The organism is Oceanobacillus sp. AG (assembly GCF_009746545.1).
GTDB classification, from domain to species: Bacteria; Bacillota; Bacilli; order Bacillales; family Amphibacillaceae; genus Oceanobacillus; species Oceanobacillus indicireducens.
In genome coordinates, this window is sequence record NZ_WOWT01000002.1 from 200,626 (window position 1) to 224,010 (window position 23,385).

The 23,385-nt window shown below is 38.4% G+C and carries 28 protein-coding genes; 26 read left to right on the top strand and 2 right to left on the bottom strand.

Going from position 1 to position 23,385, the window contains the following annotated elements; genetic code table 11:
- Positions 1–42 precede the first annotated feature (42 nt).
- The 18 genes from GN217_RS00880 (at position 43) to nagB (ending at position 13,151) form a co-directional block, all read left to right on the top strand.
- Entirely contained in the window at positions 43–1,641 is a 1,599-nt protein-coding gene (locus GN217_RS00880; protein WP_156854385.1) for a M4 family metallopeptidase, read from the top strand.
- A 370-nt stretch (positions 1,642–2,011) separates the two neighbouring features.
- The gene (locus tag GN217_RS00885) at positions 2,012–2,599 is read left to right on the top strand and encodes a TasA family protein (RefSeq protein WP_198042543.1); all 588 of its coding nucleotides are present in this window, start codon (positions 2,012–2,014) and stop codon (positions 2,597–2,599) included.
- A 59-nt stretch (positions 2,600–2,658) separates the two neighbouring features.
- Positions 2,659–2,967, top strand: coding sequence for a hypothetical protein (locus tag GN217_RS00890; RefSeq protein ID WP_156854389.1), 309 nt, complete (start codon positions 2,659–2,661; stop codon positions 2,965–2,967).
- A complete protein-coding gene (gene sipW, locus GN217_RS00895; protein WP_232334282.1) occupies positions 2,960–3,523 on the top strand; it encodes a signal peptidase I SipW in 564 nt (187 codons plus the stop codon). The genes GN217_RS00890 and sipW overlap by 8 nt, the downstream gene beginning before the upstream one ends.
- 449 nt (positions 3,524–3,972) lie before the next feature.
- A complete protein-coding gene (locus GN217_RS00900; RefSeq protein WP_156854391.1) occupies positions 3,973–4,566 on the top strand; it encodes a hypothetical protein in 594 nt (197 codons plus the stop codon).
- 5 nt (positions 4,567–4,571) lie between these two features.
- Complete coding sequence (locus GN217_RS00905) at positions 4,572–6,425, top strand: DUF6792 domain-containing protein (protein ID WP_156854393.1); 1,854 nt, start codon at positions 4,572–4,574, stop codon at positions 6,423–6,425.
- 1 nt (position 6,426) lies between these two features.
- The gene (locus GN217_RS00910; RefSeq protein WP_156854395.1) at positions 6,427–6,768 is read left to right on the top strand and encodes a hypothetical protein; all 342 of its coding nucleotides are present in this window, start codon (positions 6,427–6,429) and stop codon (positions 6,766–6,768) included.
- 510 nt (positions 6,769–7,278) lie between these two features.
- Positions 7,279–7,503: a DUF1659 domain-containing protein gene (locus GN217_RS00915; RefSeq protein WP_156854397.1), complete on the top strand. Its 225-nt coding sequence runs from the start codon at positions 7,279–7,281 to the stop codon at positions 7,501–7,503.
- 54 nt (positions 7,504–7,557) lie between these two features.
- Complete coding sequence (locus GN217_RS00920; protein WP_156854399.1) at positions 7,558–7,773, top strand: DUF2922 domain-containing protein; 216 nt, start codon at positions 7,558–7,560, stop codon at positions 7,771–7,773.
- Positions 7,774–7,872: 99 nt separating this feature from the next.
- A complete protein-coding gene (locus GN217_RS00925) occupies positions 7,873–8,007 on the top strand; it encodes a YvrJ family protein (protein ID WP_156854401.1) in 135 nt (44 codons plus the stop codon).
- 621 nt (positions 8,008–8,628) lie between these two features.
- Positions 8,629–8,973 carry a hypothetical protein gene (locus tag GN217_RS00930; RefSeq protein WP_156854403.1) on the top strand — a complete coding sequence of 115 codons (345 nt, stop codon included), beginning with the start codon at positions 8,629–8,631 and terminating at the stop codon, positions 8,971–8,973.
- Positions 8,963–9,286 (top strand): DUF3885 domain-containing protein, encoded by a 324-nt coding sequence (locus GN217_RS18810; RefSeq protein WP_232334283.1) that lies wholly within the window; start codon positions 8,963–8,965, stop codon positions 9,284–9,286. Before GN217_RS00930 ends, GN217_RS18810 begins: the two co-directional genes overlap by 11 nt.
- Positions 9,283–9,492: a DUF3885 domain-containing protein gene (locus tag GN217_RS18815; RefSeq protein WP_232334284.1), complete on the top strand. Its 210-nt coding sequence runs from the start codon at positions 9,283–9,285 to the stop codon at positions 9,490–9,492. The genes GN217_RS18810 and GN217_RS18815 overlap by 4 nt, the downstream gene beginning before the upstream one ends.
- 109 nt (positions 9,493–9,601) lie before the next feature.
- Positions 9,602–10,081: a regulatory YrvL family protein gene (locus GN217_RS00940; protein ID WP_156854405.1), complete on the top strand. Its 480-nt coding sequence runs from the start codon at positions 9,602–9,604 to the stop codon at positions 10,079–10,081.
- Between the two features lie 26 nt (positions 10,082–10,107).
- Positions 10,108–10,422, top strand: a complete 315-nt coding sequence (locus GN217_RS00945) for a hypothetical protein (protein ID WP_156854407.1) — start codon at positions 10,108–10,110, stop codon at positions 10,420–10,422.
- 360 nt (positions 10,423–10,782) lie between these two features.
- A complete protein-coding gene (locus GN217_RS00950) occupies positions 10,783–11,235 on the top strand; it encodes a hypothetical protein (RefSeq protein WP_156854409.1) in 453 nt (150 codons plus the stop codon).
- Positions 11,236–11,272: 37 nt separating this feature from the next.
- Positions 11,273–12,172, top strand: coding sequence for a hypothetical protein (locus GN217_RS00955; RefSeq protein ID WP_156854411.1), 900 nt, complete (start codon positions 11,273–11,275; stop codon positions 12,170–12,172).
- Positions 12,173–12,422: 250 nt separating this feature from the next.
- Positions 12,423–13,151 carry a glucosamine-6-phosphate deaminase gene (nagB, locus tag GN217_RS00960; RefSeq protein WP_156854413.1) on the top strand — a complete coding sequence of 243 codons (729 nt, stop codon included), beginning with the start codon at positions 12,423–12,425 and terminating at the stop codon, positions 13,149–13,151.
- 62 nt (positions 13,152–13,213) lie between these two features.
- On the opposite strand, the gene GN217_RS00965 is transcribed toward nagB, so the two are convergent.
- Positions 13,214–13,597: a hypothetical protein gene (locus GN217_RS00965; RefSeq protein WP_156854415.1), complete on the bottom strand. Its 384-nt coding sequence runs from the start codon at positions 13,595–13,597 to the stop codon at positions 13,214–13,216.
- An 85-nt stretch (positions 13,598–13,682) separates the two neighbouring features.
- Entirely contained in the window at positions 13,683–14,753 is a 1,071-nt protein-coding gene (locus tag GN217_RS00970) for a C40 family peptidase (RefSeq protein ID WP_156854417.1), read from the bottom strand.
- A 486-nt stretch (positions 14,754–15,239) separates the two neighbouring features.
- Here GN217_RS00970 and GN217_RS00975 point away from each other — a divergent pair, with 486 nt between their 5' ends.
- The 8 genes from GN217_RS00975 (at position 15,240) to GN217_RS01010 (ending at position 23,225) form a co-directional block, all read left to right on the top strand.
- Positions 15,240–16,004, top strand: a complete 765-nt coding sequence (locus GN217_RS00975) for a YveK family protein (protein ID WP_156854419.1) — start codon at positions 15,240–15,242, stop codon at positions 16,002–16,004.
- Positions 15,979–16,680 (top strand): CpsD/CapB family tyrosine-protein kinase, encoded by a 702-nt coding sequence (locus GN217_RS00980; protein ID WP_156854421.1) that lies wholly within the window; start codon positions 15,979–15,981, stop codon positions 16,678–16,680. Before GN217_RS00975 ends, GN217_RS00980 begins: the two co-directional genes overlap by 26 nt.
- A gap of 240 nt (positions 16,681–16,920) precedes the next feature.
- Positions 16,921–17,685 (top strand): tyrosine-protein phosphatase, encoded by a 765-nt coding sequence (locus tag GN217_RS00985; protein ID WP_156854423.1) that lies wholly within the window; start codon positions 16,921–16,923, stop codon positions 17,683–17,685.
- Between the two features lie 163 nt (positions 17,686–17,848).
- Positions 17,849–19,678: a polysaccharide biosynthesis protein gene (locus GN217_RS00990; protein ID WP_156854425.1), complete on the top strand. Its 1,830-nt coding sequence runs from the start codon at positions 17,849–17,851 to the stop codon at positions 19,676–19,678.
- Positions 19,679–19,723: 45 nt separating this feature from the next.
- A complete protein-coding gene (gene galU / locus GN217_RS00995) occupies positions 19,724–20,605 on the top strand; it encodes a UTP--glucose-1-phosphate uridylyltransferase GalU (protein WP_156854426.1) in 882 nt (293 codons plus the stop codon).
- 27 nt (positions 20,606–20,632) lie between these two features.
- Entirely contained in the window at positions 20,633–21,265 is a 633-nt protein-coding gene (locus GN217_RS01000) for a sugar transferase (protein ID WP_156854427.1), read from the top strand.
- A complete protein-coding gene (locus GN217_RS01005; RefSeq protein WP_156854428.1) occupies positions 21,262–22,131 on the top strand; it encodes an NAD-dependent epimerase/dehydratase family protein in 870 nt (289 codons plus the stop codon). Before GN217_RS01000 ends, GN217_RS01005 begins: the two co-directional genes overlap by 4 nt.
- Positions 22,131–23,225 carry a glycosyltransferase family 4 protein gene (locus tag GN217_RS01010; RefSeq protein ID WP_156854429.1) on the top strand — a complete coding sequence of 365 codons (1,095 nt, stop codon included), beginning with the start codon at positions 22,131–22,133 and terminating at the stop codon, positions 23,223–23,225. Before GN217_RS01005 ends, GN217_RS01010 begins: the two co-directional genes overlap by 1 nt.
- Positions 23,226–23,385 lie beyond the last annotated feature (160 nt).

The window sequence follows — 23,385 nt, forward strand, 5'->3', positions numbered from 1 at the left end:
AACCACGAATGGAACCATCAATTTTATTTGGAGGATGAGAAAATGGAAAAAAATAAACGAGTCCTTTCGTCTGTTTTAGCTTTTACGATCGGTATGGGAGCATGGATGGCAGGCGGTTCATATGCTTTCGCCGACGAATACAAAATAAATTATGATGAGGACTATGATACACCATCCTATATTATTGAGAACTGGGAAGCTCCCCAAGAGTTGAGTAAGGAAGAAATTGTTCACGCTTACATGAAGCGGAATAGTGCCAAATTCAAATTATCCCAAAGCGATGCAACAGAAAGCTTTGAGATTGTAGAGGAAACAGCTGATGAAAACACAGGAACCCACCATTTTAAACTTGAACAGGTTTATGAGGGGATACCCGTATTCTTAGGTGGCCAGACAATAGCGTTAGATGAAAATAATAATGTTACTTCCTATTTTGGTAAAGTAGTTCCTGGTTTAGACGGAGAAAATATAAATACAGATTCTACTATCTCAGAAGAAGATGCAATAGAGCTGGCGAAAAATGCGATTGATGAGAAAATAGGAACAGTAACTGAATATGACAGTGAACTGGGTGTTGAACAATATATCTATGAACATAACGGAGAATTCTATAACACTTACCTTGTGACAGCCTCTACCTCAAAACCTGAAATTGGGTTTTGGCATTATTTTATCGATGCTACCAATGGTGAGGTCGTAGATAGTTATAATGCAGCCCATAATGTAACGGCTTTTGGAGTCGGAGTATTCGGCGAAAGACAGATGTTTAAAGCATCGTTACTGGATGGTTTATATGGCCTTCATGACCAAACAAGAGGTAATGGGGTATTAACTTTTGATAATAATGATAACGATGCGCTAGTAACAAGTGTTAGTAAGATGTTTAGTGATGGAGCAGCTGTTGATGCTCATGCAAACGCACAGAAGACATATGATTATTATTTAGATACGTTCGGTAGAGATTCGGTCGATGATAAGGGACAACAATTGCTTTCCAGAGTCCACTACGGAACAAATTGGAATAATGCATCATGGAATGGCACCTACATGTCTTATGGTGATGGAGATGGCATCCGTTTCAACAATCTGGCTGGTGGATTAGATGTTGCTGCACATGAAATGACCCATGGCGTAATCCAACACTCTGCAAACTTAATATATAGGGATGAATCCGGAGCATTAAATGAATCAATTGCTGATATATTCGGTGCCATGGTTGATCGGGATGACTGGATCATTGGTGAGGATATAATGGCCGATGGCACATTAGGATTACGTTCGTTGGAGGACCCAGCTGTTCTGATTGAAAATAGAACTCAAGCTCCTTATCCAGATCATTGGAGTAAGAGATATGAGGGACCATTAGATAATGGTGGCGTTCATATCAACAGTAGTATCAATAATAAAGCTGCATACCTTGTATCTGAAGGTGGAGAGCATTACGGTGTAGCGGTTGAAGGTGTTGGACGGGAAGCAACAGAACAAATTTTCTACCGTGCATTAACACTTTATTTAACACGTAGCTCTGACTTTTCGATGATGAGAGAAGCAGCAATCCAATCTGCAACAGACTTATATGGAAGTAACTCTGCAGCCGTGGACGCAGTTGAACAAGCATATAATGCAGTTGGTGTGTACTAAAATATAAAGTGAAACTCATTCAGTGGGGTTTCCGTACCTCCTCCACTGAATGTTAGCTGAACAGAATCAGGTATTTACGGGCTGTGTATCCCCGCCTAAACATTTTGGTTTTCCCTCTTGTTTGGTGGTGGGGGTATTACAGACCGTTAATACAGTGAAAACCTCCCATTCTAATTTATAAAAGGAAATACAGTGGGGCAGCGGGCTAGTAAATTCGGTGTCATGTAAAACAAAAAATGGAAACGAGTAGACGGTTTTTTATTTTCGCCCGCTGTACCTCTTTTTTTCAACAAACAAATTTTTTATCTTTCCTTTCATCATAACTATATCAATACATATTAGGAAAAATATAATGCGATTTACTTGTAGCATGACCAACTTTAAAGTGGCAGGGGGTAATGCGGTGCATATCAAAAAGGAAATAGTAAGTAGTTTGATTCTTGCGTTTTTAGGATTAAGTTTGATTGTAGGGGGTACCAATGCCTATTTTAGTGATACAAAAGAAGCTGCGAACACCTTTGAACTTGGATTAATGAATCTCGGGATAAATAAAGAATCTATTATTCAATTGGATGATTTTATTCCTGGAGATACGGTGCAAGGTGATTTTGAGCTTACGAATGATGGTTCTGTAGATATGCAAGAAGTCGTTCTACATTCTTCTTATGAACTTATAGATAAAGGGCAAAACAACAATGGCGATGACCTTGGAAATCATATAATTGTAGAATTTCTCCATCATGAAAGTGTTTTATTTGAAAAGACACTTTCCGAATTGAATGGTAATCCTATAAAAATATTAAATGCATTCACTGCAGGTAGTAAAGCGGAAAAGTTTATAGTTCGCTTTCATTTTATCGATAACGGTGAAAATCAAAATCACTTCCAAGGAGATATATTAAACCTGAAATGGGGATTTGAAGCTGCCCAAAGAGATGGTAAGTCAAGTAATCAGTAAAGGGGAATAGCCCTATTTATTTGTGCATCATCATCTAAGGTTGAAGGGGGGACAACTAGTTGATGAAATATCGTATTAACAAAATGAAAAAACAAACCTTATCTTGGTTTCTAATAAAAACATCGTTTATCTGTTATTTGTTCATTGTTGCTATGGGAGCTTTTACTTTCAACACTGTTGCTTATCTATCTGAATATACGGAAATGAAAGGTTCATTAAAGGTAGGGGTTTGGGAGGAAAAAGATGCGGTATTAGATGAATATGAAAAAGATATATCAGAAAATGAAACAGATACATTAGAAAATGAAAAAGATACCTCAGAAAATGAAACAGAAGGAGAAGACATAGAAGAGAATAGGAGTGAATGAAATTATGGTTAAATCACTATTAAAATGGATGTATCGGATCTTCTCAGGGCTACTTATTGTTCTTCTGATTGGCGTAGGATTTATTGTACTTTCAACAAAACTTTCTAGTGGGGATCCTGAAGTCTTTGGTTATCAGTTGAAGACAGTTCTTTCCGGATCAATGGAGCCAGAGATAAAAACAGGGTCTATTATTGCAGTGCGATCTGTAGAAGATGAGAATCATGACTTTGCTATAGGAGATATTATCATGTTTATGGAGAATAATAACATGCTAGTTACACATAGAATTACGGACGTCAATGAAACAAAAAGTGGTGTTCTCTATACAACGAAAGGTGATAATAATAATGCAGAAGACAGTAACCCTGTACTTGCTGAGAATGTAGTTGGAGAATATACCGGTTTTACCCTTCCCATGATTGGTTATTTGATCCATTTCCTACAATCACCAAATGGAATTATTCTATTTTTAATTGTTCCTGGATTTTTGATGATCTGCTATTCAACGTTTAATATTTGGCGAGTACTGAGTAAGGTTGAGAAGGAAATGAACTAGGTACAGCGTGAAGAAATGAAGGGATAGTAGTCTACTTACTATCTCTTTTTATTTATCTAAAATTACATCGTTGAATGCAGTTACTAAGCCCACTTCAAATTCGGGAAAATGTCGAAGTTCACCGAGAAACCGCTGAAGTTAACAAAAGAAATCCCGAAGTTCAAAATAGATTCGCCGAAGTTCACAATTAAAATGCCGAAATTCACAACTAAACTGGGACAGTTGCTCTGACCCCAATGTCCCACCAATATGAGTATGATAGACTGAGTCATAAGGTGTGAATTTGTTAAAAATTCAAATCTCCCTTTCGATTTTCGTTTATTCTCATTATACTTGTTGAAAGGGCTGAATACTTTGATCGCTGAACAGGCGGTATTGGAGGCTGGATTGTGAAGTATTATAGATATTTGCTTTTATTCTTCTTCATCATACTGTTAGGAGGTTGCCAAATGACTAATGAGGAACAAACGAAAAAACCATCCGAAATGAATTCGGATGAACTGCCCGATGGCGCAGCTTTTGAGGATGAATTTACGCGCGGATTTCTGCAATCGACGGAAGAAACGAGACCTGGGTATTATCCATTTTTATCCGGGACGGGGAAGTATGAGATGGACTTTCCGATTGGAGGGATTATTGGTGAAATTGGTTATTCAAAAGAAAATGAGAGATTTGAAAGTTTTATAATAGGTGTTGGTCATTCTGATTTCGAGTCCTCTATTGATTTTAAATACATGCCAGACGAAAAAGGAAATGAGCAGCTAATTTTAGAAACACTAAGCACAAGTATTGATAAAAAGCTGGATTTTGAAAACCTGGAACTAGAAGGTAGGACTTTATATTTCGCTCCGTTTAAATTAGAAAATGATGACTTTGGCTATGTAGCGTATATTCAAAATGCTACGGATACAGGTGGTATTCATATTTTTTATCAATCGGATTGTATCGCAGAAGAAGCCAAGTGCTCTCGTCTTAGGGAAGAGGAGAACTCAAATATCATCGATTGGCTAAAAACAATTGAATTCATAAATGAAAGCGAATGAGAGATATGGCAGAAAAAATTGTTATAAGTGAAGAATTTCGTCTTAGACTTATAGACTTAGGGTATAAAAACTTATCAGATGAGGAAATGACTGATCGAATTCGCCAATTATACATTGAAGAATATGGAGAGGATCTAAAGGCTGAAGTACAAATATATAATTCGTCGGAGGCTAAATCTCTAGATGGAGAGTCAGGGTACGATGGGACAGCAATTTATTTTCATTCAGATGAAAGTGATGTGAATGAGATTTATGTCATTTCACAAGGAACGCAAGGATTAAAGGATTGGGATTACAATTTAAAATCTATGTTTGCTGGAATAGATTATTCACAGGCATTAGACACACATAAGTTTACGGAAGAAGTTATTAATGAATTTGGGATAGATCAAGAAAACAAACCTATCCCTATTATTGGATTATCGCATTCATTGGCCCACAATAATAATACTACCGCCTATTTATCATATGAAACATTTGATAAAATTTACAGTGTAAATGGCGCACAAACTAATTATTATCAGCTGTATCGAGCCGATAATGATTTCATGATTAATGTAAATGAACATTTTTCGCTATCTAAAACCAACCCCGATGCCATCTACAACCTAGACCCATCCCAACTCGAAGCATTCGCAAAAGACTATTACAAAGACAAAGCAGACAACATTCACCAAATCATCTCCCTCGACGACCCGCTCTATGGCGTGAGCGGAGCGCGTGGATTTTTTATGCTAGGTGAGGTGGAATATTTGGATACGAATCCAGATTACCCTGGGTTGCGTTCGATCATGGATGATATTCCAGACCACATTGTTCAGGATTTTCAAGAGTTAGCGATTCAATACACGGTGGCTTCTAAAGAGGGAGGGATGAACGAGGCCATTTACGCTATTCTTGGCGTGGATATGAGCCTCTTTGAGGATATCGACGGGGCAGGAAGTGTCGCTAAGTTGTATGTCACCAAGCAAGAGGAACTGGATACGATGATTCGGAATTTAAACGATAACGTGCCAGCATTACTCACGAACATCCAAACGATCACAAGCAATGCAGATGTGATTTTCGGCCGATTCGAGGAGGCAGGATATATCACTGGGGAGCAAAGGGAATTGCTTGTTACGGAAATAACGAAGATCGAGAACGAATTGCTCGGGATCCAACAGGCGATTGCAAGTAACGTAAGCGTTCGAGATAGAGGTGATTTTTTTGCGCAAATAGGTGGAGATATTGGGGCGTTTTTAAAAATTAAAGGGCATTTTGACGCCATTCAAGAAAGTTTAGGGACTTTAAATCAAGAAGAACTTCTTGAAATATTGAATGTAATTGGAGAAAGTCATAGTATTCAAGAATTGTTAGAATCCCTATCAGGAGGAAAAAAATCATATCTTGGACCAGATATGGTGCTTACAGCAAGCGTAGGTAATAAGGAAATTAGAGTGAATCTATCCGCCGCCCTTCAGCTGTACCAACAAGGAACAAGCATATTGGAAGAAAGGGAAACTGAAATAACCCAATTTTCTAAGGCGATAGAAATGGAGATTATAGATGGTTACAAGGATGAAAGAAGAAAGGTCCTCCAGAAGATAAATGAGATGGAAGGAAGCCCGCAATCGTACCATTATCTACTCGCCAAGCATGGGCAATACCCGACTTTTACGAAAAAAGTCACGAGCATCCGAGTCCACGAGGTGTTTTATCCACTCGAGCAAGCGGATCTCGGTCAAGAAATACACATATTAAGAGAATCGGTAGAAGAAGCCCGTTTACAAATCGAAGGCTATCGTAAAGCAATTGAATCTTTGTTTGAAGAGGATGAACGTATTAGTAAACAGTTTGATCTCATAAGGGGTGTATAAAATGGAAGAAACGCATTCAATCACTGTTACGGAAGAATTACTTCCAAGGGAAGACTTTTCTTATAAAAAAGATGCGCTACGAAAGCATCTCGATCAGATTGAAAAAAGTGACACAGAATTCTTCACGCTTGTTCATAAGATTTTCATTGATGAAGGACAAAAGGGAGAAATCGTCGACGAGATGGTTCAAAAAACAAAAAGATTAGAAGTTCGAAATAGAAACCTGCTGTCGGACACTCATTTTAAAATTGGGCAGATAGTTAACCGCTTCAATGAGCAAGTAGATGAAATGAAACAACAGCAAGTTACGATAACCTATGAAAATATGTTCGCAATGAAGTAACTGGGAAAGGAGCGAACGAATAAGGCGCGAACAGCGCGGCCGGCGCTGTTTGCTACGCTGTTCTTTTTGCTGAGATGAACGCAGGATTCGCACGCTATCGGGGATTAGCGCACGTAACCGTACAAACTCGCACGTCACTCTAGAATTACGCTCCATCACCGTATAACCTCGCACGTCACTCGAGAATTGCACACCATAACTGAAAGAATTCGCACGATTCCGGGGAATAGCATACGAATCAAGCGTGCGACTTATTTCATTCAATCTATATCGTTCACCGAGCAAGCAGCTCATGTTCACCATTTACATGCTTCGATTCTCAATTCGGCAAAACCCGCATCTCCTTTAAAAAAATCCGCTACATACTGAAGTTCACCGTAAAACAACCGAAATTCACAACTAAACTGGGACAATTGCTCTGACCCCAATGTCCCTCTACAAAAAAATCGACACGAACACCCCCAATCCCCACCACCTTTCGATTATAGAGGTGAAAGGGAGGTGAGGCACATGGCAGTACAAGACTTAACACAGTCCACGCTGCAGCTTGTTTTTCTAACAGGGGTTGATCCGGAATCGGGGAATTCTACCTACAAGAATAAGAACTTCAACAATGTGAAGCCGGGCGCAACGGCAGATCAGTTGTACGAGATCGCCATCGCGTTCGAAGGCTTGCAGCAGCACTCGCTCACGCTAATCAACCGTCGTGACAGCTCCGAAATTCGTGAAGACTAAGCAGCATGTAGCGTAGTACTCACGAGGCAATGAACAGAAGAAAGGAGGGGAACCATGAAGAAGTTACAATTGCAGTTTGAAAACCAAGAAGGGAAACTTGTCACGTACACATTGGATGACCCGGTCGAACCGATCGATCACGAGGCTGTAAACGAAGCAATGGACACCATTATTGAACAGAACGCCTTTAACTCCAGCGGCGGTGACTTAGTTGCGAAACGAAGCGCTCGCGTTGTGGAGCAGATAACAGAAGATATCGAGATTTACTAAAATCTTAAACCAGAGGCCCCAATTGTTCATCTAGACGATTGGGGCCTCTAGCCTATCAAATGAAACCGATCATTCGCTTTCTAGAAGGAGGGATTAGACATGGATGCATGGTATTCGTTTATCGCGGAAGTTGGCTTTCCGATTGCGGTGACTTTTTATTTGCTCTACCGGATTGAAGGTAAGCTCAATCTGCTTATCGATTCCATCCACCAGCTACCGGAAAAAATGAAATGAAAGTGTAAGAATGAAAAGAGTGTAATATAATCAAATCCATCCCAACCCAACCCCTTTTCCCAGTGGAGAAGGGGTATTTTTCATGAATCATAAAGTGAAACTTCATTCAGTGCGGGTACTATAGACCGTTAATGCGTGATAAAGTGAAACTTCATTCAGTGGGGTTTCCTCCCCTCCCGCACTGAATGTTAGTTGAACCGAATCAGGTATTTACGGACTGTATAACCCCCGCCTTCACATCTTGGGCTTCCCTCTTGCTTAGAAGTGGGGGTATCACAGACCCGTTAATACGTGATAAAAAATATTCCCAAGCCGAAACTTTCACTTGGATAATATCGTATTACGGATTAATATGAAATGACAAAGAATAGTAAAATAGAATTCTGTAATTGGATAAAAAACCACCCTTTGAATAGAAATTGTATCGAATACTACCAGCAACACAAGCGAGATTATAAAATGACATATTACTATTATTTAGCACCCAAGCAGAAAAAGGTACTAGGGAATGGAACGCCTAGATTTAACGGAGACGGATGAAAGAATATTATTACTGCCAGCGGGGCATTTACTCACGATCAAGAAAGAACCAACTTTTATTTAAAACGGAGGTCATCTACCTTGAACTGTTGTTGTGATAGTGGAATAACAAATGATTTAAAAATCGAAGGAGATGTCGGGGCCGATCCGATTTGGTGTAATCGGTGCGGTTGCAATCTTGATATAGAAGACGTTCCCGTTTCCAATGAATTAGCAGAGGAATTGTCGGATTGGGCAAGGAGCTACGGGACATGGATAGATTGGGGACTAGAAAAGTTGCTTCCCCACGGCACCCAACTGGAAAATAAGTTTAATCAAAGAGGACATTTTATAACAGGAAAAGTGAAACAAGAACTCGGTAGAAACTATAAAATAAAATTCATACCATCCGCGAGTGCAAGAGTTTATAGTCATCATGGAAAATAATCTTGCAAAAAAAGAGGAGAAAGAAATGCACTTAAATAAATACATCCAAACGAACTTCCCAGGCCTAACTCTAAAGCCAAATCTCACCTCCCAATGGAGTACAAGTATCCATCTCAAACTAGCCAAAGGATTCTATCCATTTAAAGAGGAGAGTGATGAGCTGAATCCTGATTATTTTCATACCGTTTATCATCAAGCTATCTCCCTATTTCATGACCTATTCTCAGCCGATGAGGAAATTATATTGGTAACGAATAGCTATCGGTATAAAAATGATAGAAGAAAGTTTGCAACCAGGATTTTCCGCCAATGAAGCCAAGAATACATAATCCATTTAACTTAGATGCGCCGGATATATTTTTTATAAATACGACGAGAAATATTATATTTTACATTTATGATGATAGAGGGTGTAAAGTGATTGCAAGAAATAGTGAAGCGATTCGCCCTATCTATGAAAAATATGCAGACTGGATGGATGAAAGTTACCGGGAAGAGATCAATCAACACTTTACGTGAAAATTGAATAGGAAGCCCTCGCTCGAATGAGTGGATGTTTTCACGTGAAGATAAGGCTACCATTTAAATACTACATAAAGTTATTGAAAAAAGAAGGGGAACCAAAGTTATGCCAGAATCTAATGATGAATCCTGCCGTAATATGAATAAAAAAGAAAAAATAGTTACAGTCGTAGGAATCGCGCTTCTAATTATCGTGGCGGTGGGTTTTGTATTTGGGATTTATTTTTTCGGTCTCGCAGGCGTTTTTAAAGTGCTCGGTGTTCAGTATGATTCAAACTGGTCATTAGTTATTTTTGTTTTCAATTTGTTTGCGATCGGCCTCATTTTCGAATTGTTTTCCAAGGTAATATTCAAATTGTCTGTCCGAAATATGACAGGAAAAGCAAAAGTGCTTGTTATCCGATTTCTCATCGAGAGCACATCGAATTGGCTCGTCCTCTTCACGGTGGATGAGTTTATGAGCAGTATCACGCTATCTCTTAAAACAGAGATTATAATTGCAATCTTTATTGCCTTGTTCGAAATTGTTTTGGAAGATAAAGATGATGAAGATGAGGAAGAAACAAATAAAAATACCGAGGATTAAATTAAAAACACAAAGGGGAATTACATATGATGGGTTTGCTTAATGTTGCTAGTTTTGTTCTTGGACTCACTGCTTGGATTCTTCCTGCAATGAATCTAATGAGGTATAGAAGTAATAACAACAAGAATTGGATTACGCTTTCCATGCTTAGTTTGAGTGCTTGTGCTATTTCGCTATGTTTCCAGATGTTTTACACCTATCATCTGGTGAAAATCGAAGACTGGACTGCCCTGATGGATACAGCTGGGGCGGTAGTTTTTGCTGCCACGGTTCTGCTTGTTGTTACCATTCTATTAAATGCAATTACGCTGTTCGTATTCCGTAATAAGACAGCAAAGTAGGGCAATAAAAAAATAAATTATGTTGAGGAGCACCATAACTTGCATTATTTTAAGTTTTTAATCCAAGAGTCTATATTATTTGGATTAATTATAATAGTGAATTACTTTTACGATATTAACCTTGGTCCACCGTTCACAAAGACAGATGTAATAGCGAGCATCATATGCCTACCTATTCTTGGGTATTTATTGTTTTTAGCGTTTACGTTATTTAAACGTTTCGATAATATAGTATTAAAAAATAAAATCATACTTTCTATCCCAAATTTTATTATAACGGCACTCGTTATTGGAATTATATTCTCGAGTGTTGGTATAAAGTGATGGCAACTCTAAAAAAGGTAAGAGAGGAATACAGCTATGACCCAATATATATACCTTGCTTCACCCATCAGATTACCACAAGGTTCATTTGGACAGTCACCTTTGTCTCCTGAACAACCGAATGTCTTTAACAGTGAGTTAGATTTCGCCCATTTATATTTTGAAAACAATTATGATAGCCAATTAAAACAGCGATTCTCATACAGTCAGCACTTTTCATTCAAGCATCAAGTAGCGGCAGATGCTCGCGACGTCCCATTGAAACTTCAACTACAAGGGACTGCAGAGGAAGCTAAATGTTTAAGCATCCTGCATGCTTATATAGAAGAAGCCCTCCAGGAAAGCGGGATTGTAGAGTACTTTACTAGTCAGAGTGGTAAAGAGGACTCAGGGCTTGCGAAAAAGCGCCACATCCGCTGGTCAGATGTGAAAGACCCATATGATTTAGTCATTGATGATCTTGAGTTTTGGGAGATCACTTTATCATAATATTTCGATTCAATAAATGTATTTTTTAGTCAGGGTGATGAAAATAGAGAAATTAATATTAGAAAAACATATAGACTATTCCTCAAGCCTAAACTTCATATCCGGCCAAGTAGCAAGAGACGGCACATTAATTTTAATCGAAAGTGATATAGAAGAACTCGATTTCTTCAGTCGACCGGTTGCAAAAAATAACTGGATCATCAAGCTGATAAAAGATGGCGGGATAGAAACAGTCGAATTAAAAAATGTACCGCTTATCCCGACGGAAGTAGACATCTTCTCAGATGGTACGTTGCTTCTCGTCCAAAGCCGTTGCCTAAAGGAAGATGCATCTATTGAACGAAACGCGAGAAGATATAATCACAGCGGGCAATTAATTGATGCTTTCACGTTGGGTGACGGCATAGAGAGTGTTCAAGTTGATGAAACAGACACGATTTGGGTAAGCTATTTTGATGAAGGGATATTTGGAAACTTTGGCTGGGAAGAGCCGATGGGCAGCGCCGGTGTTGTTGCTTATACAATAAACGGTGAACGGTTGTGGGATGCAAGTGATTATGGAATTATTGACTGTTATGCACTAAATGTTGCGAGCTCAAAGGAAGTATACTTCTATTATTATGATGACTTTTTTCTCGTGCAACTAAATGAGCGGAAGGAATCGATTCGTTATCGTGTTGATAGCCGCCAACATACGTTGCAGCAATTTGTGTTAGACGAGAAGGGATTAATTGGTCAAATAGATGGGCAAAAGCTGATGCGTTTCCGAAAAACAATACGGAGCTATACTCCAAAGGAAAAACTGCAAGTCGTGGACGAAAAAGGGAAGCGTATTATTGGACCAGTATTTATGCGCGGGGATTACATTTATGCATATGGAAAAGATGGGATATACAAAAGAAGGGTATCTACAGTAAAGAATGCTTCGCTAAAATAACTGGAACTGCCAGTAAAAGAACGAAACCCAGCCCAGCGCCTTCTCCGGATAGGGAAGTAACATTTTTTACAAAAAAAGCCCACAAAATATCTAGGCAAATATTAAAATTTCGTGTACACTTAAAAAGTATTTTTTCATATGTATAACAAAAAAGATTTTAAATACATGATGAATTAGATATAATAGTAATGATGTTGGTTGAAATCCAATGTATAGATGTTAAGACTCATCCTTTAGGAGGAATGAAGAAATGAAAATTGTGAAAGTGAAAGATTATGAGGAAATGAGCAGAAAAGCTGCTGAAATCGTAGCCGAGCGTATGAACGCTATTGAAAATCCGGTCATTGGCCTTGCAACTGGCTCGACTCCAGAGGGTATGTATAAGATTCTGATTGACAAATATAACAAAGGTGAAATTGATTTTGCGAATACAACGACATTCAATTTGGATGAATATGTTGGCATTACAGACGATGATCCGAACAGCTACCATTACTTCATGGATAAGCATCTGTTCGAGCATGTCAATATACCAAAAGAAAAAACACATGTTCCAAGTGGTATGGCAGATAACTTAGAAAAAGAATGCCGTGAATATGAAGAAGCTATTAAAGCTGCAGGTAACATCGATCTTCAATTACTTGGCATTGGCAATAACGGCCATATCGGCTTTAACGAGCCAGGTACTTCCTTTGACAAGCGAACTCATATTATCGGTCTTAAAGAGGAGACGATTCAAGCGAATGCCCGCTTCTTTGACTCCATTGATGAAGTTCCGACAAAAGCAATTACAATGGGGATTGGCACCATTCTTGATAGTAAAGAAATCCTCATGATTATCTCTGGTGAAAACAAAAGAGACGCTGTGACCAGCCTTCTTAAAGGTACAATCTCAGAAGACATCCCAGCATCCGCTTTACATAACCATCCGAATGCAACGGTTATTATAGATGAAGCGGCTTGGGGAGACAATGAATAATAAATAATACTATGAAAAAAGGCTATTGTCCAGACAATAGCCTTTTTCTTACCCCGAAAAAGTTAAACACGCTTAGCGATTAACACCTTTGAATACTGCCGCACGACTAAATCCTCCAATTGATCTGACCGAAGTAAACCGAGCTCAATCGCTGCTTTAATCTTCGCTTTATCCGGCCGCCGCACTGTCTCAATCAAATCTTCCATTCGCAGCTCCTCCAACCGTTGAACTGTTCGCTCTTCATCAAACTTCTCCGTTTTCCGTATCTGTCGCTTCAATTGATACCCATCTCGAATAAACTCTCCAGTTTGATTCTCACCAACCGATTCGTCAAAAGCTTTATTGAACTCCTTTTTCAGTTCACCTAATTCCTGCTCGATTTCTCGTTTCATTTCCTGTAGGTTATAAAACCGCACCAGCTTGTCTACATTTAGCTTATTATCCATTTGACATGCCCCCTGTCATCATTCTATTGATAACAGGTGTAGAATATTCCACAAAAAAAGACCTCCCATTTGGAAGGCCAGTTTTTTAATAAAATCGCTTGTAGCTATCGAAGTGCTTACTCCAATAAGAGTCATTCAAGTTTGTGATGGTGACACCAGTTGATGATCCTGCGTGGATGAACTGGTTGTTTCCAATATAGATTCCCATATGGGAAATTCCCGCTTTATACGTACCGGAGAAGAAGACAAGGTCGCCAACTTGTGGTGTGTTTACATAAAATGAGCGGTCAAAGTAACCTTGAGTCGATGTCCGGCTAATACTCATCCCAGCATTTTTGTATGCATAATAGATGAATCCACTACAGTCGAATCCGCTAGGTGAGGAGCCACCCCACACATACGGTACGCCCATATGACTACGAGCGGTACTAATCAGCTTGTCCACGTTATAGCTTACATTGCTACTTGCTTTGCCAGAAGATGAACTTCCTTTAGAAGGTGAACTTGCACTACTTCCGTTAATATTCAATTTCTGTCCGACATAAATCATGTCAGAAGATAAGTTGTTCCATGACTTCAAGTTCGAAACGCTGACGCCATGCTGTTTCGCGATATGTGATAGTGTATCTCCTGATTTAATGACATAAACAGTGGCACTTCCGGTCGCCGGTTTATTCGGCTTGCTTTTTCCAGCATTTGAATTTTTCGGTGGTGTTGAGTTGCTAGAATTACCAGGATTGGTTACATGGAATACATTGCCTGGATAAATTAGCGTCGTATTCAGATTGTTCCACTTCATTAGGTTCTGTAAAGAAATACCGTGACGAGATGCAATTCCGCTTAATGTGTCTCCTGCTTTTACCGTATATGTACTTGCGGAACTACTTTTATTGTTTGAACTTGGTTTATTTGACTTCGCTGGGGTTGATGATGATCCAGATGTTTTAAGTACCTGGTTAGGATAAATAATATCGGAAGTTAGGCTGTTCAGTTTCTTCAATGTTGTTACATTTGTACCGTGCTTCTGGGCAATGGTCCATAGAGAATCACCTGATTGTACCTTGTACGATGCCGCCGACGCTTCATCCGCTCCGAATAGTGCTGCTGCAATCGCTGCTCCCGCTGTTACTGACATAAAGATTTTTTTATTTGCCAACTAAAAAATCCTCCCTCTCTTATGTTGAATTAATACAAGATTCGTAGTTGAAAAGTTTGTCATATTTATTTGTGAAATGTTGCCTCGTTATTAAAATTAGAAATAACTACCATCTATTATAGCGCAAAAAGACTAGTTTACTAGAATATTAATGGATTTGTAATCTCTTTGTAATATAAGTGAGAAACTTCGACAAAAGATTGGATAAAATTGGGTTAGCAACGTGCTCAAATGTGCATTTGGTGAGTTTTTCCAGCCTCAAACGTGATTCAAACGAACTAGGATAAAAGGGCGCCGCTTCTACATATTTCCATTCTTATCTTCTAAATATCTCGTAAACTCTTGAACATTTCTAAAAAACCCCCTACTATTTCCATGGGTTTGTGTTATAATCACATATTGTAAAGTGCAATGATAAAGAATATAAATATAGTATATTTAGACTGAAACAAATAAAAATTACATAAGGAATATGGAGGTAACACCATGGAAGAAACAATTTCCTTAAAGGAGATATTTGAGGTAATCAAGCAGCGCATACTGCTTATTCTAGCCATCACACTTGGCGCGGCTGTTGTAGCGGCAGTTGTAAGCTACTTTGTTCTTACTCCGACTTATCAATCCAGTTCGCAGTTCATTGTGAACCAAAGTACTCAGGAGCAAGAAGTCCCGTACAACGTTAACGATATTCGGGCAAACGTCGAAATAATAAATACATATAACGTAATTATCAAAAGTCCAGCTATCTTAGAAGAAGTCATCAGTCAACTGAATCTACCATATACAGTAGGGGCGCTGAGTGAGAACATTGCGGTTGCTAATGAACAAGATTCACAAGTCGTAACGGTGACTGCAACCGATGAAAATCCAGAACTTGCAGTGGATATTGCGAATACTACTGTTGCTGTATTCCAAGATAAAATTCAGGAGTTTATGAACGTAGATAACGTAGGTGTGTTAACAGAGGCTCAGCTAAGCGCGAACCCATCACCAGTCGCACCTAACCCAATTTTAAACATTGCAATCGCGATCGTTCTTGGTTTAATGATCGGTGTCGGTTTAGCTTTCCTACTCGCCTATCTTGACAACTCCATTACGACAGAAGACGATGTAGAAAAACATCTTGAACTACCGGTACTTGGTGTTATCTCACATATGAATTCAGAAGATATCCGGTCGAATCAAATGAATTTCCAACTGGACAGACAGAAGAGAGGTGGATTTAGTGGCGCGCAAAAAGAATCAGTCTAAACTAAGTAATAATATCCGTCATCTAATTACAAAAATAAATCCTAAATCACCAATTTCAGAGCAATTTCGTACAGTAAGAACGAATATGCAGTTTTCTTCGGTTGACAATGATTTGAAGTCGTTTCTTGTAACCTCCTCTGGCCCAGCAGAAGGGAAATCATCAACGACTGCAAATTTAGCTATTGTTTATGCCCAGCAAGGGAAACGGGTATTACTAATTGATGCTGACTTAAGAAAGCCGACAATGCATTATACGTTCCGGCTTGATAATTTGCGGGGATTAAGCAATGTGCTTGTCGGAGAAGTTACGCTGGAAGAAGCTGTGAATCGTACAGATATCGATACGCTGGACGTGATGACTTGCGGACCAATTCCACCAAACCCTTCCGAATTACTTGGTTCAAGGAAGATGGAGACGCTTTTGAGAGAAGCGAAACTAAGCTATGATCTCGTCGTATTCGATACTCCACCAGTCCTAGCAGTAACAGACGCACAAATCTTGGCTAACCTAGTCGATGGTTCGGTGCTCGTTGTCCGTAGCGGCAGTACAGAAATCGAGCCAGCTCAAAAAGCGAAAGAAGCGCTTGCGCCTGCGAAAGCGAAACTACTCGGTGTAGTTCTAAACGACCGGGAGAAAAAAGCATCCAATTATTATTACTATTACGGTACAAACTAGCAATCAAGCTCCTTCCTTTCGCGGAATCAGCGGTAGAGAGGGGCTCTTTTTGCGTGGGTTTTATAGTTAGCCTAAACCGTTCTTTAAATAGTATAAAGTATGTAAAAATACCTATCAAAACTCTACAAATTTTGCTATAATGGTATATCAAACAATTTATTTTTTTCTAAAAATGGTGATAAGCGTTTATTTCGTTAGTTGTCAAATGGAGTAGAAATATGGAAGGGGAGTGCTTTTAAAATGATTGATATTCATTCTCATATCCTTCCCGGTATTGATGACGGGGCCCAATCTGAAATCGATAGTTTGCAGATGGCAAGAGCTGCAGTGAACGAAGGAATCACAAAGCTTGTTGCGACGCCGCACCACCGGAATGGTAAATATGATAATGAACGGGATAGCATCGTCCGTTGGGTGGATACACTAAATGAATTGATCTTGAAAGAAGGTATCCCGCTTACTGTTCTACCAGGTCAGGAAACAAGGATAAATGGCGACATGATTGCTGAACTGGAAGATGAAGTCATTTTACCAATCAACCATACCAAGTATGTGTTTGTAGAATTTCCTTCCGACCATGTTCCGCGTTATGCAAGTCAGATGTTATTTGACATTCAAGTTGCTGGATATATCCCGATCATTGTGCATCCAGAACGAAACCAAGAATTGATTGAACATCCAACGAGGCTCTATGAATTTGTAAAAAAGGGTGCTCTTACGCAAGTTACAGCAGCGAGTGTCGTAGGAAAGTTCGGGAAAAACATTCAGAAATTCAGCGGACAAATCATTGAAGCTAACTTGACACATTTCATCGCATCTGATGCCCATAATACGTCATCACGAGGATTTGCAATGAATGAAGCATTTCAATTGATCCAGAACGATTATGGTGATGATTATGTGAACATATTCCTTGAGAATAGTGAATTGCTAATCGATAATCAGAACGTGAATCGAATGGAACCCTCCAATATAAAACGAAAAAAGTTCCTTGGTCTCTTTTAGTGCAGACCAGGGAACTCTCCATGTGAATGTAGTAGATAAGTATCAACTGTTGAACTAACAGCGCAATTTCTTTACCATTATATGGAGAAAAAGTACTGTATCGCTATACATAAGAAAAATAATTACTACATGAAGGCTTAACCCTCATGAGAAAGGAGAACTCATGTCCTATTCAAAACGTTTATCATTGCTCTTCTTACTAGATACGATAATCGTTGCAACAGCAATATTTGTTGCAGCATGGATAGTATATCCAGCGTATACAGACATACTAACTTCTACTGCAATTATTTCATCTGCTATCGCACTCGTTATCTTTCATCATTTATTTGCAGCTATTTTTAAACTTTATAAAAAAGTGTGGTCCTATGCTAGTGTTGGGGAATTAATTGCCATTGTTAAAGCTGTGACACTATCCGTCATCTCTGCTGGAGTAGTACAGCTTCTGTTAAATGACTTTACAATTCTTCGCCGCGCTTTAGTCGTTACGTGGCTATTACATATTGTATTAATTGGAGGATCTCGTTTTATCTGGCGAATGTATCGAGATCGTTATATCAGCAACAATAACAAATCGCAAAAACGGACACTTATCGTCGGGGCCGGAGCTGCCGGCGCAATGATTGTTCGTCAATTACAAAATGAACATAATATAGAACTCGAGCCAGTTGCGTTTGTTGATGATGACTTAAGTAAACAAAAAATGGAGATGTATAACCTCCCAGTTGTCGGAACAGTCAATGATATCCCAAGAATTGTTGATGAATATGGTGTTGAACATATTGTAATTGCGATTCCCTCATTAAGAAGTGGGGAACTGAAAAATATTGTCGAGGCTTGCGCGAGTACGCCAGCCCAGGTGCAAATGATTCCGAAAATCGAGGATCTCATGACAGGAAGAATTACGGTAAGTAGTCTGAAAAATATCGAAGTAGAAGACTTACTTGGGCGTGAACCCGTTAAACTTGATATTAATGCCATTTCGGAATATGTAACGGGAAATACGGTGATGGTTACGGGCGCTGGCGGCTCAATTGGTTCTGAGATCTGTCGTCAACTGATGCGCTTTTCGCCGAAGAAGATTCTCCTAGTCGGACACGGAGAATACAGCATTTACAAAATCGATATGGAACTACGAAAAGCATATGGGGAAGAACAGATCGAGATTGTTCCGGTTATTGGTGATGTGAAGGACCGAAAACGTATTTTTGAAATTGTCGGGGAACATCTGCCGGCAATTATTTATCATGCAGCGGCACATAAGCATGTTCCATTGATGGAGTATAATCCGCACGAGGCTGTGAAAAATAATATTATTGGTACGAAAAATGTCGCTGAAGCTGCGGACAAGTTCTACGTTAGGACGTTTGTTTTAGTTTCCACGGATAAAGCAGTAAACCCAACGAATGTGATGGGAGCTTCTAAACGTGTTGCTGAAATGGTTGTACAGAATTTAGCTAAGCAGAGTGATACGAAGTTTGTAGCTGTCCGTTTTGGTAATGTGCTTGGAAGTAGGGGGAGTGTTATTCCGCTTTTCCGTAAGCAAATTGAAAATGGCGGGCCAATAACGATAACTCATCCTGATATTACGAGGTATTTTATGACGATACCGGAAGCATCGAGGCTTGTTATTCAGGCTGGAACATTGGCACAAGGTGGAGAAATTTTTGTGTTAGATATGGGTGAGCCGGTGAAAATTGTTGACTTGGCTAAGAATTTAATCAAGTTGTCGGGCTATACTGAAGACGACATCAGAATGGAGTATTCTGGTCTGAGACCTGGTGAAAAGATGTTTGAGGAGTTATTAGGTGAGGACGAGGTTCTTCCTGGTGAGGTTTATGAGAAAATTTATGTTGGGAGAACGGTTGAGGTTCATCCAAGTTTAATTGAAGAATTACTTGAGCATTTCATGGAGTTTGATCGTGTGGAGTTAAAAGAAGAATTGATGAAGATTGTTTATTTGGAGCGGGAGCAGTTGGCTGTTCAGGCTTAATTTTAAGTAATAAATATAATTATAATACAAAGCGGAGGACTTGATATGAAAAAAGTAAGAAAAGCGATTATTCCGGCGGCTGGACTAGGTACAAGATTCTTGCCAGTAACTAAGGCGATGCCGAAAGAAATGCTACCAATTTTAGATAAGCCAACTATTCAATATATTGTGGAAGAAGCAATTGAATCTGGAATAGAAGATATTATTATTGTAACAGGTAAAGGAAAGCGGGCTATTGAAGATCATTTTGATCATAATTATGAATTAGAGCAAAATCTATTAAATAAAGAGAAATATGATGTGTTAGAAAAAGTTAATCATGCCTCCAACATTGATCTACATTACATCCGTCAGAAAGATCCAAAAGGATTGGGACATGCAGTATGGTGCGCGCGTAAATTTATTGGGGATGAACCTTTTGCGGTGCTTCTTGGAGATGATATCGTACAGGCTGAGACCCCAGGATTGAAACAATTGATTGAACAGTACGATGAAACAGGTAGCTCTGTTGTGGGTGTTCAGCAGGTTTCAGAAGATGAAACAGATCGTTATGGCATTGTTGATCCAGGAGTAAAAGAGGGCAGAAGGTACAAGGTTAATAAATTCGTGGAAAAGCCAGCAAAAGGAACAGCACCTTCAAACCTGGCAATTATGGGACGTTATGTGTTTACACCTGAAATATTTACCCTCTTAGGCGAGCATGAAATTGGTGCGGGTGGAGAAATACAATTAACGGATGCGATTGAGAAGTTAAATGAAACTCAAAATGTATATGCTTATGATTTTGCAGGGAAGCGATTTGATGTCGGGGAGAAAATGGGATTTGTTAAAACAACGATAGATTTTGCTCTAGAGGATCCAGAAATGAAAGAGGAATTGTATGGTTACCTTGTAGAGAAAGTTAAAAAACTTAAGATGCTGAAATAAACAATTGGTGATGGGGGTCACTTTTATATGTTTTACTCGAAAATGAAAAGATTAATAGACATTATCCTTTCCCTTGCAGGGCTAATTATTCTATCACCAGTATTTATCCTTTTGAGTCTTGCTATTAAGTTAGAATCTGAAGGACCAGTTTTTTTCAAGCAAAAGCGAGTTGCTATACATAAAACACATTTTAATATATTGAAGTTCCGAACGATGAGGATTGATACCCCGCAGGATACTCCTACACATCTTTTAGGGAATCCAGATCAATATATTACGAAAGTAGGAAAATTCTTAAGAAAAACTTCGCTCGATGAACTTCCGCAAATCCTTAATATTTTAGCAGGACAGATGAGCGTGATAGGCCCACGCCCAGCATTGTGGAATCAATATGATTTAATCAAAGAAAGAGATAAGTATGGCGCAAATGATGTGAAACCTGGGCTTACAGGCTGGGCGCAGATAAACGGAAGGGATGAACTGCCAATAGCTGTAAAGGCTAAACTTGATGGGGAGTACGTGAAACGGAGGAGCTTTGGTTTCGATCTAAAATGTTTTATTGGCACGTTTATTAGTGTCGTAAAAAGTGATGGAGTTGTAGAAGGTGGAACTGGAGTAATTGGGGAAGAGGCTGCCAGTAAAGAGGAGACGACAAAATGAAGAGAATATTAATTACTGGAAAAAATAGTTATGTCGGCAATTCTTTTGAAACGTGGCTCAAGAATTATCCAGGGGAATATGAAGTGGAAAAGATTAGCTTGAGAGATGGCTTGTGGAGGGAGTATGACTTTTCTAAATATGATGCTGTATTACATGTAGCAGGGATTGCGCATGTCTCCAAAGATCCAAAAATGGAAGAACTTTATTACAGAGTAAACAGGGATTTGACGATAGAAGTTGCTGAAAAATCCAAAGTTGAAGGTGTTCGTCAATTTATTTTTATGAGTAGCATTATTGTATATGGCGATGGTAGTAGTGACAGGAAAGTAATTGATAAGAACACAACCCCTGAACCAAGTAATTTCTATGGAGATAGCAAGCTTCAGGCTGAAAATGGGATCAAATCATTAGAAAATGATGATTTTAAAATTGCAATTATTCGACCGCCTATGATTTACGGTAGAAATTCAAAAGGAAATTATCCGAAACTCTCAAAAGCGGCTCAAAGGCTACCTTTATTCCCTAATATAGAGAATCAGCGTAGCATGTTACATATTGATAACTTATCAGAGTTTCTTAAATTAATGATAGATAATAAAGAAAGTGGAATGTTTTTCCCGCAAAATACAGAGTTTGTCAAAACTAGCGAAATGGTACGTTTGATTGCCGAAGTTCATGGAAGATCAATACGACTCGTTAAAGTATTTAATCCAGTTTTGAGATTTATGAGTGGTAGAATTGAAATCGTGGATAAAGTATTTGGCAATTTAGTTTATGATAAAAGTCTATCAACCTATAAACAAAATTATCGAGTGCATACATTAAAAGAGACAATAATAGAAACAGAACTGGAGAATAATAAGTAATGAAGAAGAAAGTGCTCATACTAGTAAATCACGATGTTGTCATTTATAATTTCAGGTTAGAAATTGTACAGCGTTTACTAAAAGAGGGTTATGAGGTATATATATCTTCTCCCTATGGAGAGCGAATAGATGATTTAATTGAACTTGGGTGTAATTATGTAGAAGCGAAAATAGAAAGACATGGCACAAATTTAATAGAAGAAGCAAAGTTATTTTTCTACTATAGAAAAATAATGAAAGATATTCAACCAGATATTATTTTAAGTTTTACAATCAAGCCTAATATATACGGTGGAATAGCAGCCAGAATAAGTGATATTCCATATATAGCTAATATAACAGGTCTAGGATCGGCTGTAGAAAATAGGGGAGTGTTGCAAAAAATTTCAATTATGTTATATAAGTTTGCATTTAAAAAGGTTAGTTGTGTTTTTTTTCAAAATGAAGAAAATCAGCAGTTTTTTATAGATAATAAAATAGCTATAGAGAAACATAGACTTATACCAGGATCCGGTGTAAACTTAGAACATTTTCAAGTGTTGGAATATCCATCTAATGACACTGTCGAGTTTGTTTTTATATCTCGAATCATGAAAGAAAAAGGTATTGAGCAATACTTGGAAGCAGCGAGATATATAAAGGAAAAGTATCCAAAAACTATATTTCACATATGTGGTTTTTGTGAAGAAGACTATGAAGATAAATTAGCAGTACTTCAAGAGAAAGGACTTATAATATATCATGGAATGCTTCGTGATGTTAGGCAGATTATTGAAAGAACACATTGCACAATTCATCCTACATATTATCCTGAAGGAATGTCGAATGTTTTGCTAGAAAGTGCTGCATGTGGACGGCCTCTTATAACAACTGATCGAAGTGGGTGCAGAGAAATTGTAGATCATAATATCAATGGTTATTTAATTAAAATAAAAAGTACCGAAGACTTAATTGGAAAAATTGAGTCATTTTTAAAATTAGATTATAAAAGTAAAATAAAGATGGGAATTGCAGGTAGAAAGAAAATAGAGAAAGAGTTCGACCGACAGATTGTTGTGGATGCTTACATAGATCAAATTGGACAAGAAATATAAAAATATGATTATAAGGCTAATCTAACTTGTGTAAGTTTTATTGAGCAGTGCATCCATGAATTAAATAACGTAATGATCAAAGTCTTATTAGAAAAACCAAAAGTAATATGGAACTGGAAGAAATTTGTTAGAAAAAAGTAAAATAGGTTTTGAGGTTTTT

Excerpts from the sequence above, each read along its gene's own strand:
- GN217_RS00965 (WP_156854415.1), bottom strand. The coding sequence starts at position 13,597 with ATGGATAATAAGCTAAATGTAGACAAGCTGGTGCGGTTTTATAACCTA.
- GN217_RS00900 (WP_156854391.1), top strand. The coding sequence starts at position 3,973 with ATGACTAATGAGGAACAAACGAAAAAACCATCCGAAATGAATTCGGAT.
- GN217_RS01010 (WP_156854429.1), top strand. The coding sequence starts at position 22,131 with ATGAAGAAGAAAGTGCTCATACTAGTAAATCACGATGTTGTCATTTAT.
- GN217_RS00910 (WP_156854395.1), top strand. The coding sequence starts at position 6,427 with ATGGAAGAAACGCATTCAATCACTGTTACGGAAGAATTACTTCCAAGG.
- GN217_RS01005 (WP_156854428.1), top strand. The coding sequence starts at position 21,262 with ATGAAGAGAATATTAATTACTGGAAAAAATAGTTATGTCGGCAATTCT.
- GN217_RS00975 (WP_156854419.1), top strand. The coding sequence starts at position 15,240 with ATGGAAGAAACAATTTCCTTAAAGGAGATATTTGAGGTAATCAAGCAG.
- GN217_RS00880 (WP_156854385.1), top strand. The coding sequence starts at position 43 with ATGGAAAAAAATAAACGAGTCCTTTCGTCTGTTTTAGCTTTTACGATC.
- GN217_RS18815 (WP_232334284.1), top strand. The coding sequence starts at position 9,283 with ATGAAGCCAAGAATACATAATCCATTTAACTTAGATGCGCCGGATATA.
- GN217_RS00915 (WP_156854397.1), top strand. The coding sequence starts at position 7,279 with ATGGCAGTACAAGACTTAACACAGTCCACGCTGCAGCTTGTTTTTCTA.
- GN217_RS00925 (WP_156854401.1), top strand. The coding sequence starts at position 7,873 with ATGGATGCATGGTATTCGTTTATCGCGGAAGTTGGCTTTCCGATTGCG.
- GN217_RS00905 (WP_156854393.1), top strand. The coding sequence starts at position 4,572 with ATGGCAGAAAAAATTGTTATAAGTGAAGAATTTCGTCTTAGACTTATA.
- GN217_RS00990 (WP_156854425.1), top strand. The coding sequence starts at position 17,849 with ATGTCCTATTCAAAACGTTTATCATTGCTCTTCTTACTAGATACGATA.
- GN217_RS01000 (WP_156854427.1), top strand. The coding sequence starts at position 20,633 with ATGTTTTACTCGAAAATGAAAAGATTAATAGACATTATCCTTTCCCTT.
- GN217_RS18810 (WP_232334283.1), top strand. The coding sequence starts at position 8,963 with ATGGAAAATAATCTTGCAAAAAAAGAGGAGAAAGAAATGCACTTAAAT.
- galU (WP_156854426.1), top strand. The coding sequence starts at position 19,724 with ATGAAAAAAGTAAGAAAAGCGATTATTCCGGCGGCTGGACTAGGTACA.
- GN217_RS00955 (WP_156854411.1), top strand. The coding sequence starts at position 11,273 with ATGAAAATAGAGAAATTAATATTAGAAAAACATATAGACTATTCCTCA.
- GN217_RS00885 (WP_198042543.1), top strand. The coding sequence starts at position 2,012 with ATGACCAACTTTAAAGTGGCAGGGGGTAATGCGGTGCATATCAAAAAG.
- nagB (WP_156854413.1), top strand. The coding sequence starts at position 12,423 with ATGAAAATTGTGAAAGTGAAAGATTATGAGGAAATGAGCAGAAAAGCT.
- GN217_RS00985 (WP_156854423.1), top strand. The coding sequence starts at position 16,921 with ATGATTGATATTCATTCTCATATCCTTCCCGGTATTGATGACGGGGCC.
- GN217_RS00940 (WP_156854405.1), top strand. The coding sequence starts at position 9,602 with ATGCCAGAATCTAATGATGAATCCTGCCGTAATATGAATAAAAAAGAA.
- GN217_RS00950 (WP_156854409.1), top strand. The coding sequence starts at position 10,783 with ATGACCCAATATATATACCTTGCTTCACCCATCAGATTACCACAAGGT.
- GN217_RS00945 (WP_156854407.1), top strand. The coding sequence starts at position 10,108 with ATGATGGGTTTGCTTAATGTTGCTAGTTTTGTTCTTGGACTCACTGCT.
- GN217_RS00920 (WP_156854399.1), top strand. The coding sequence starts at position 7,558 with ATGAAGAAGTTACAATTGCAGTTTGAAAACCAAGAAGGGAAACTTGTC.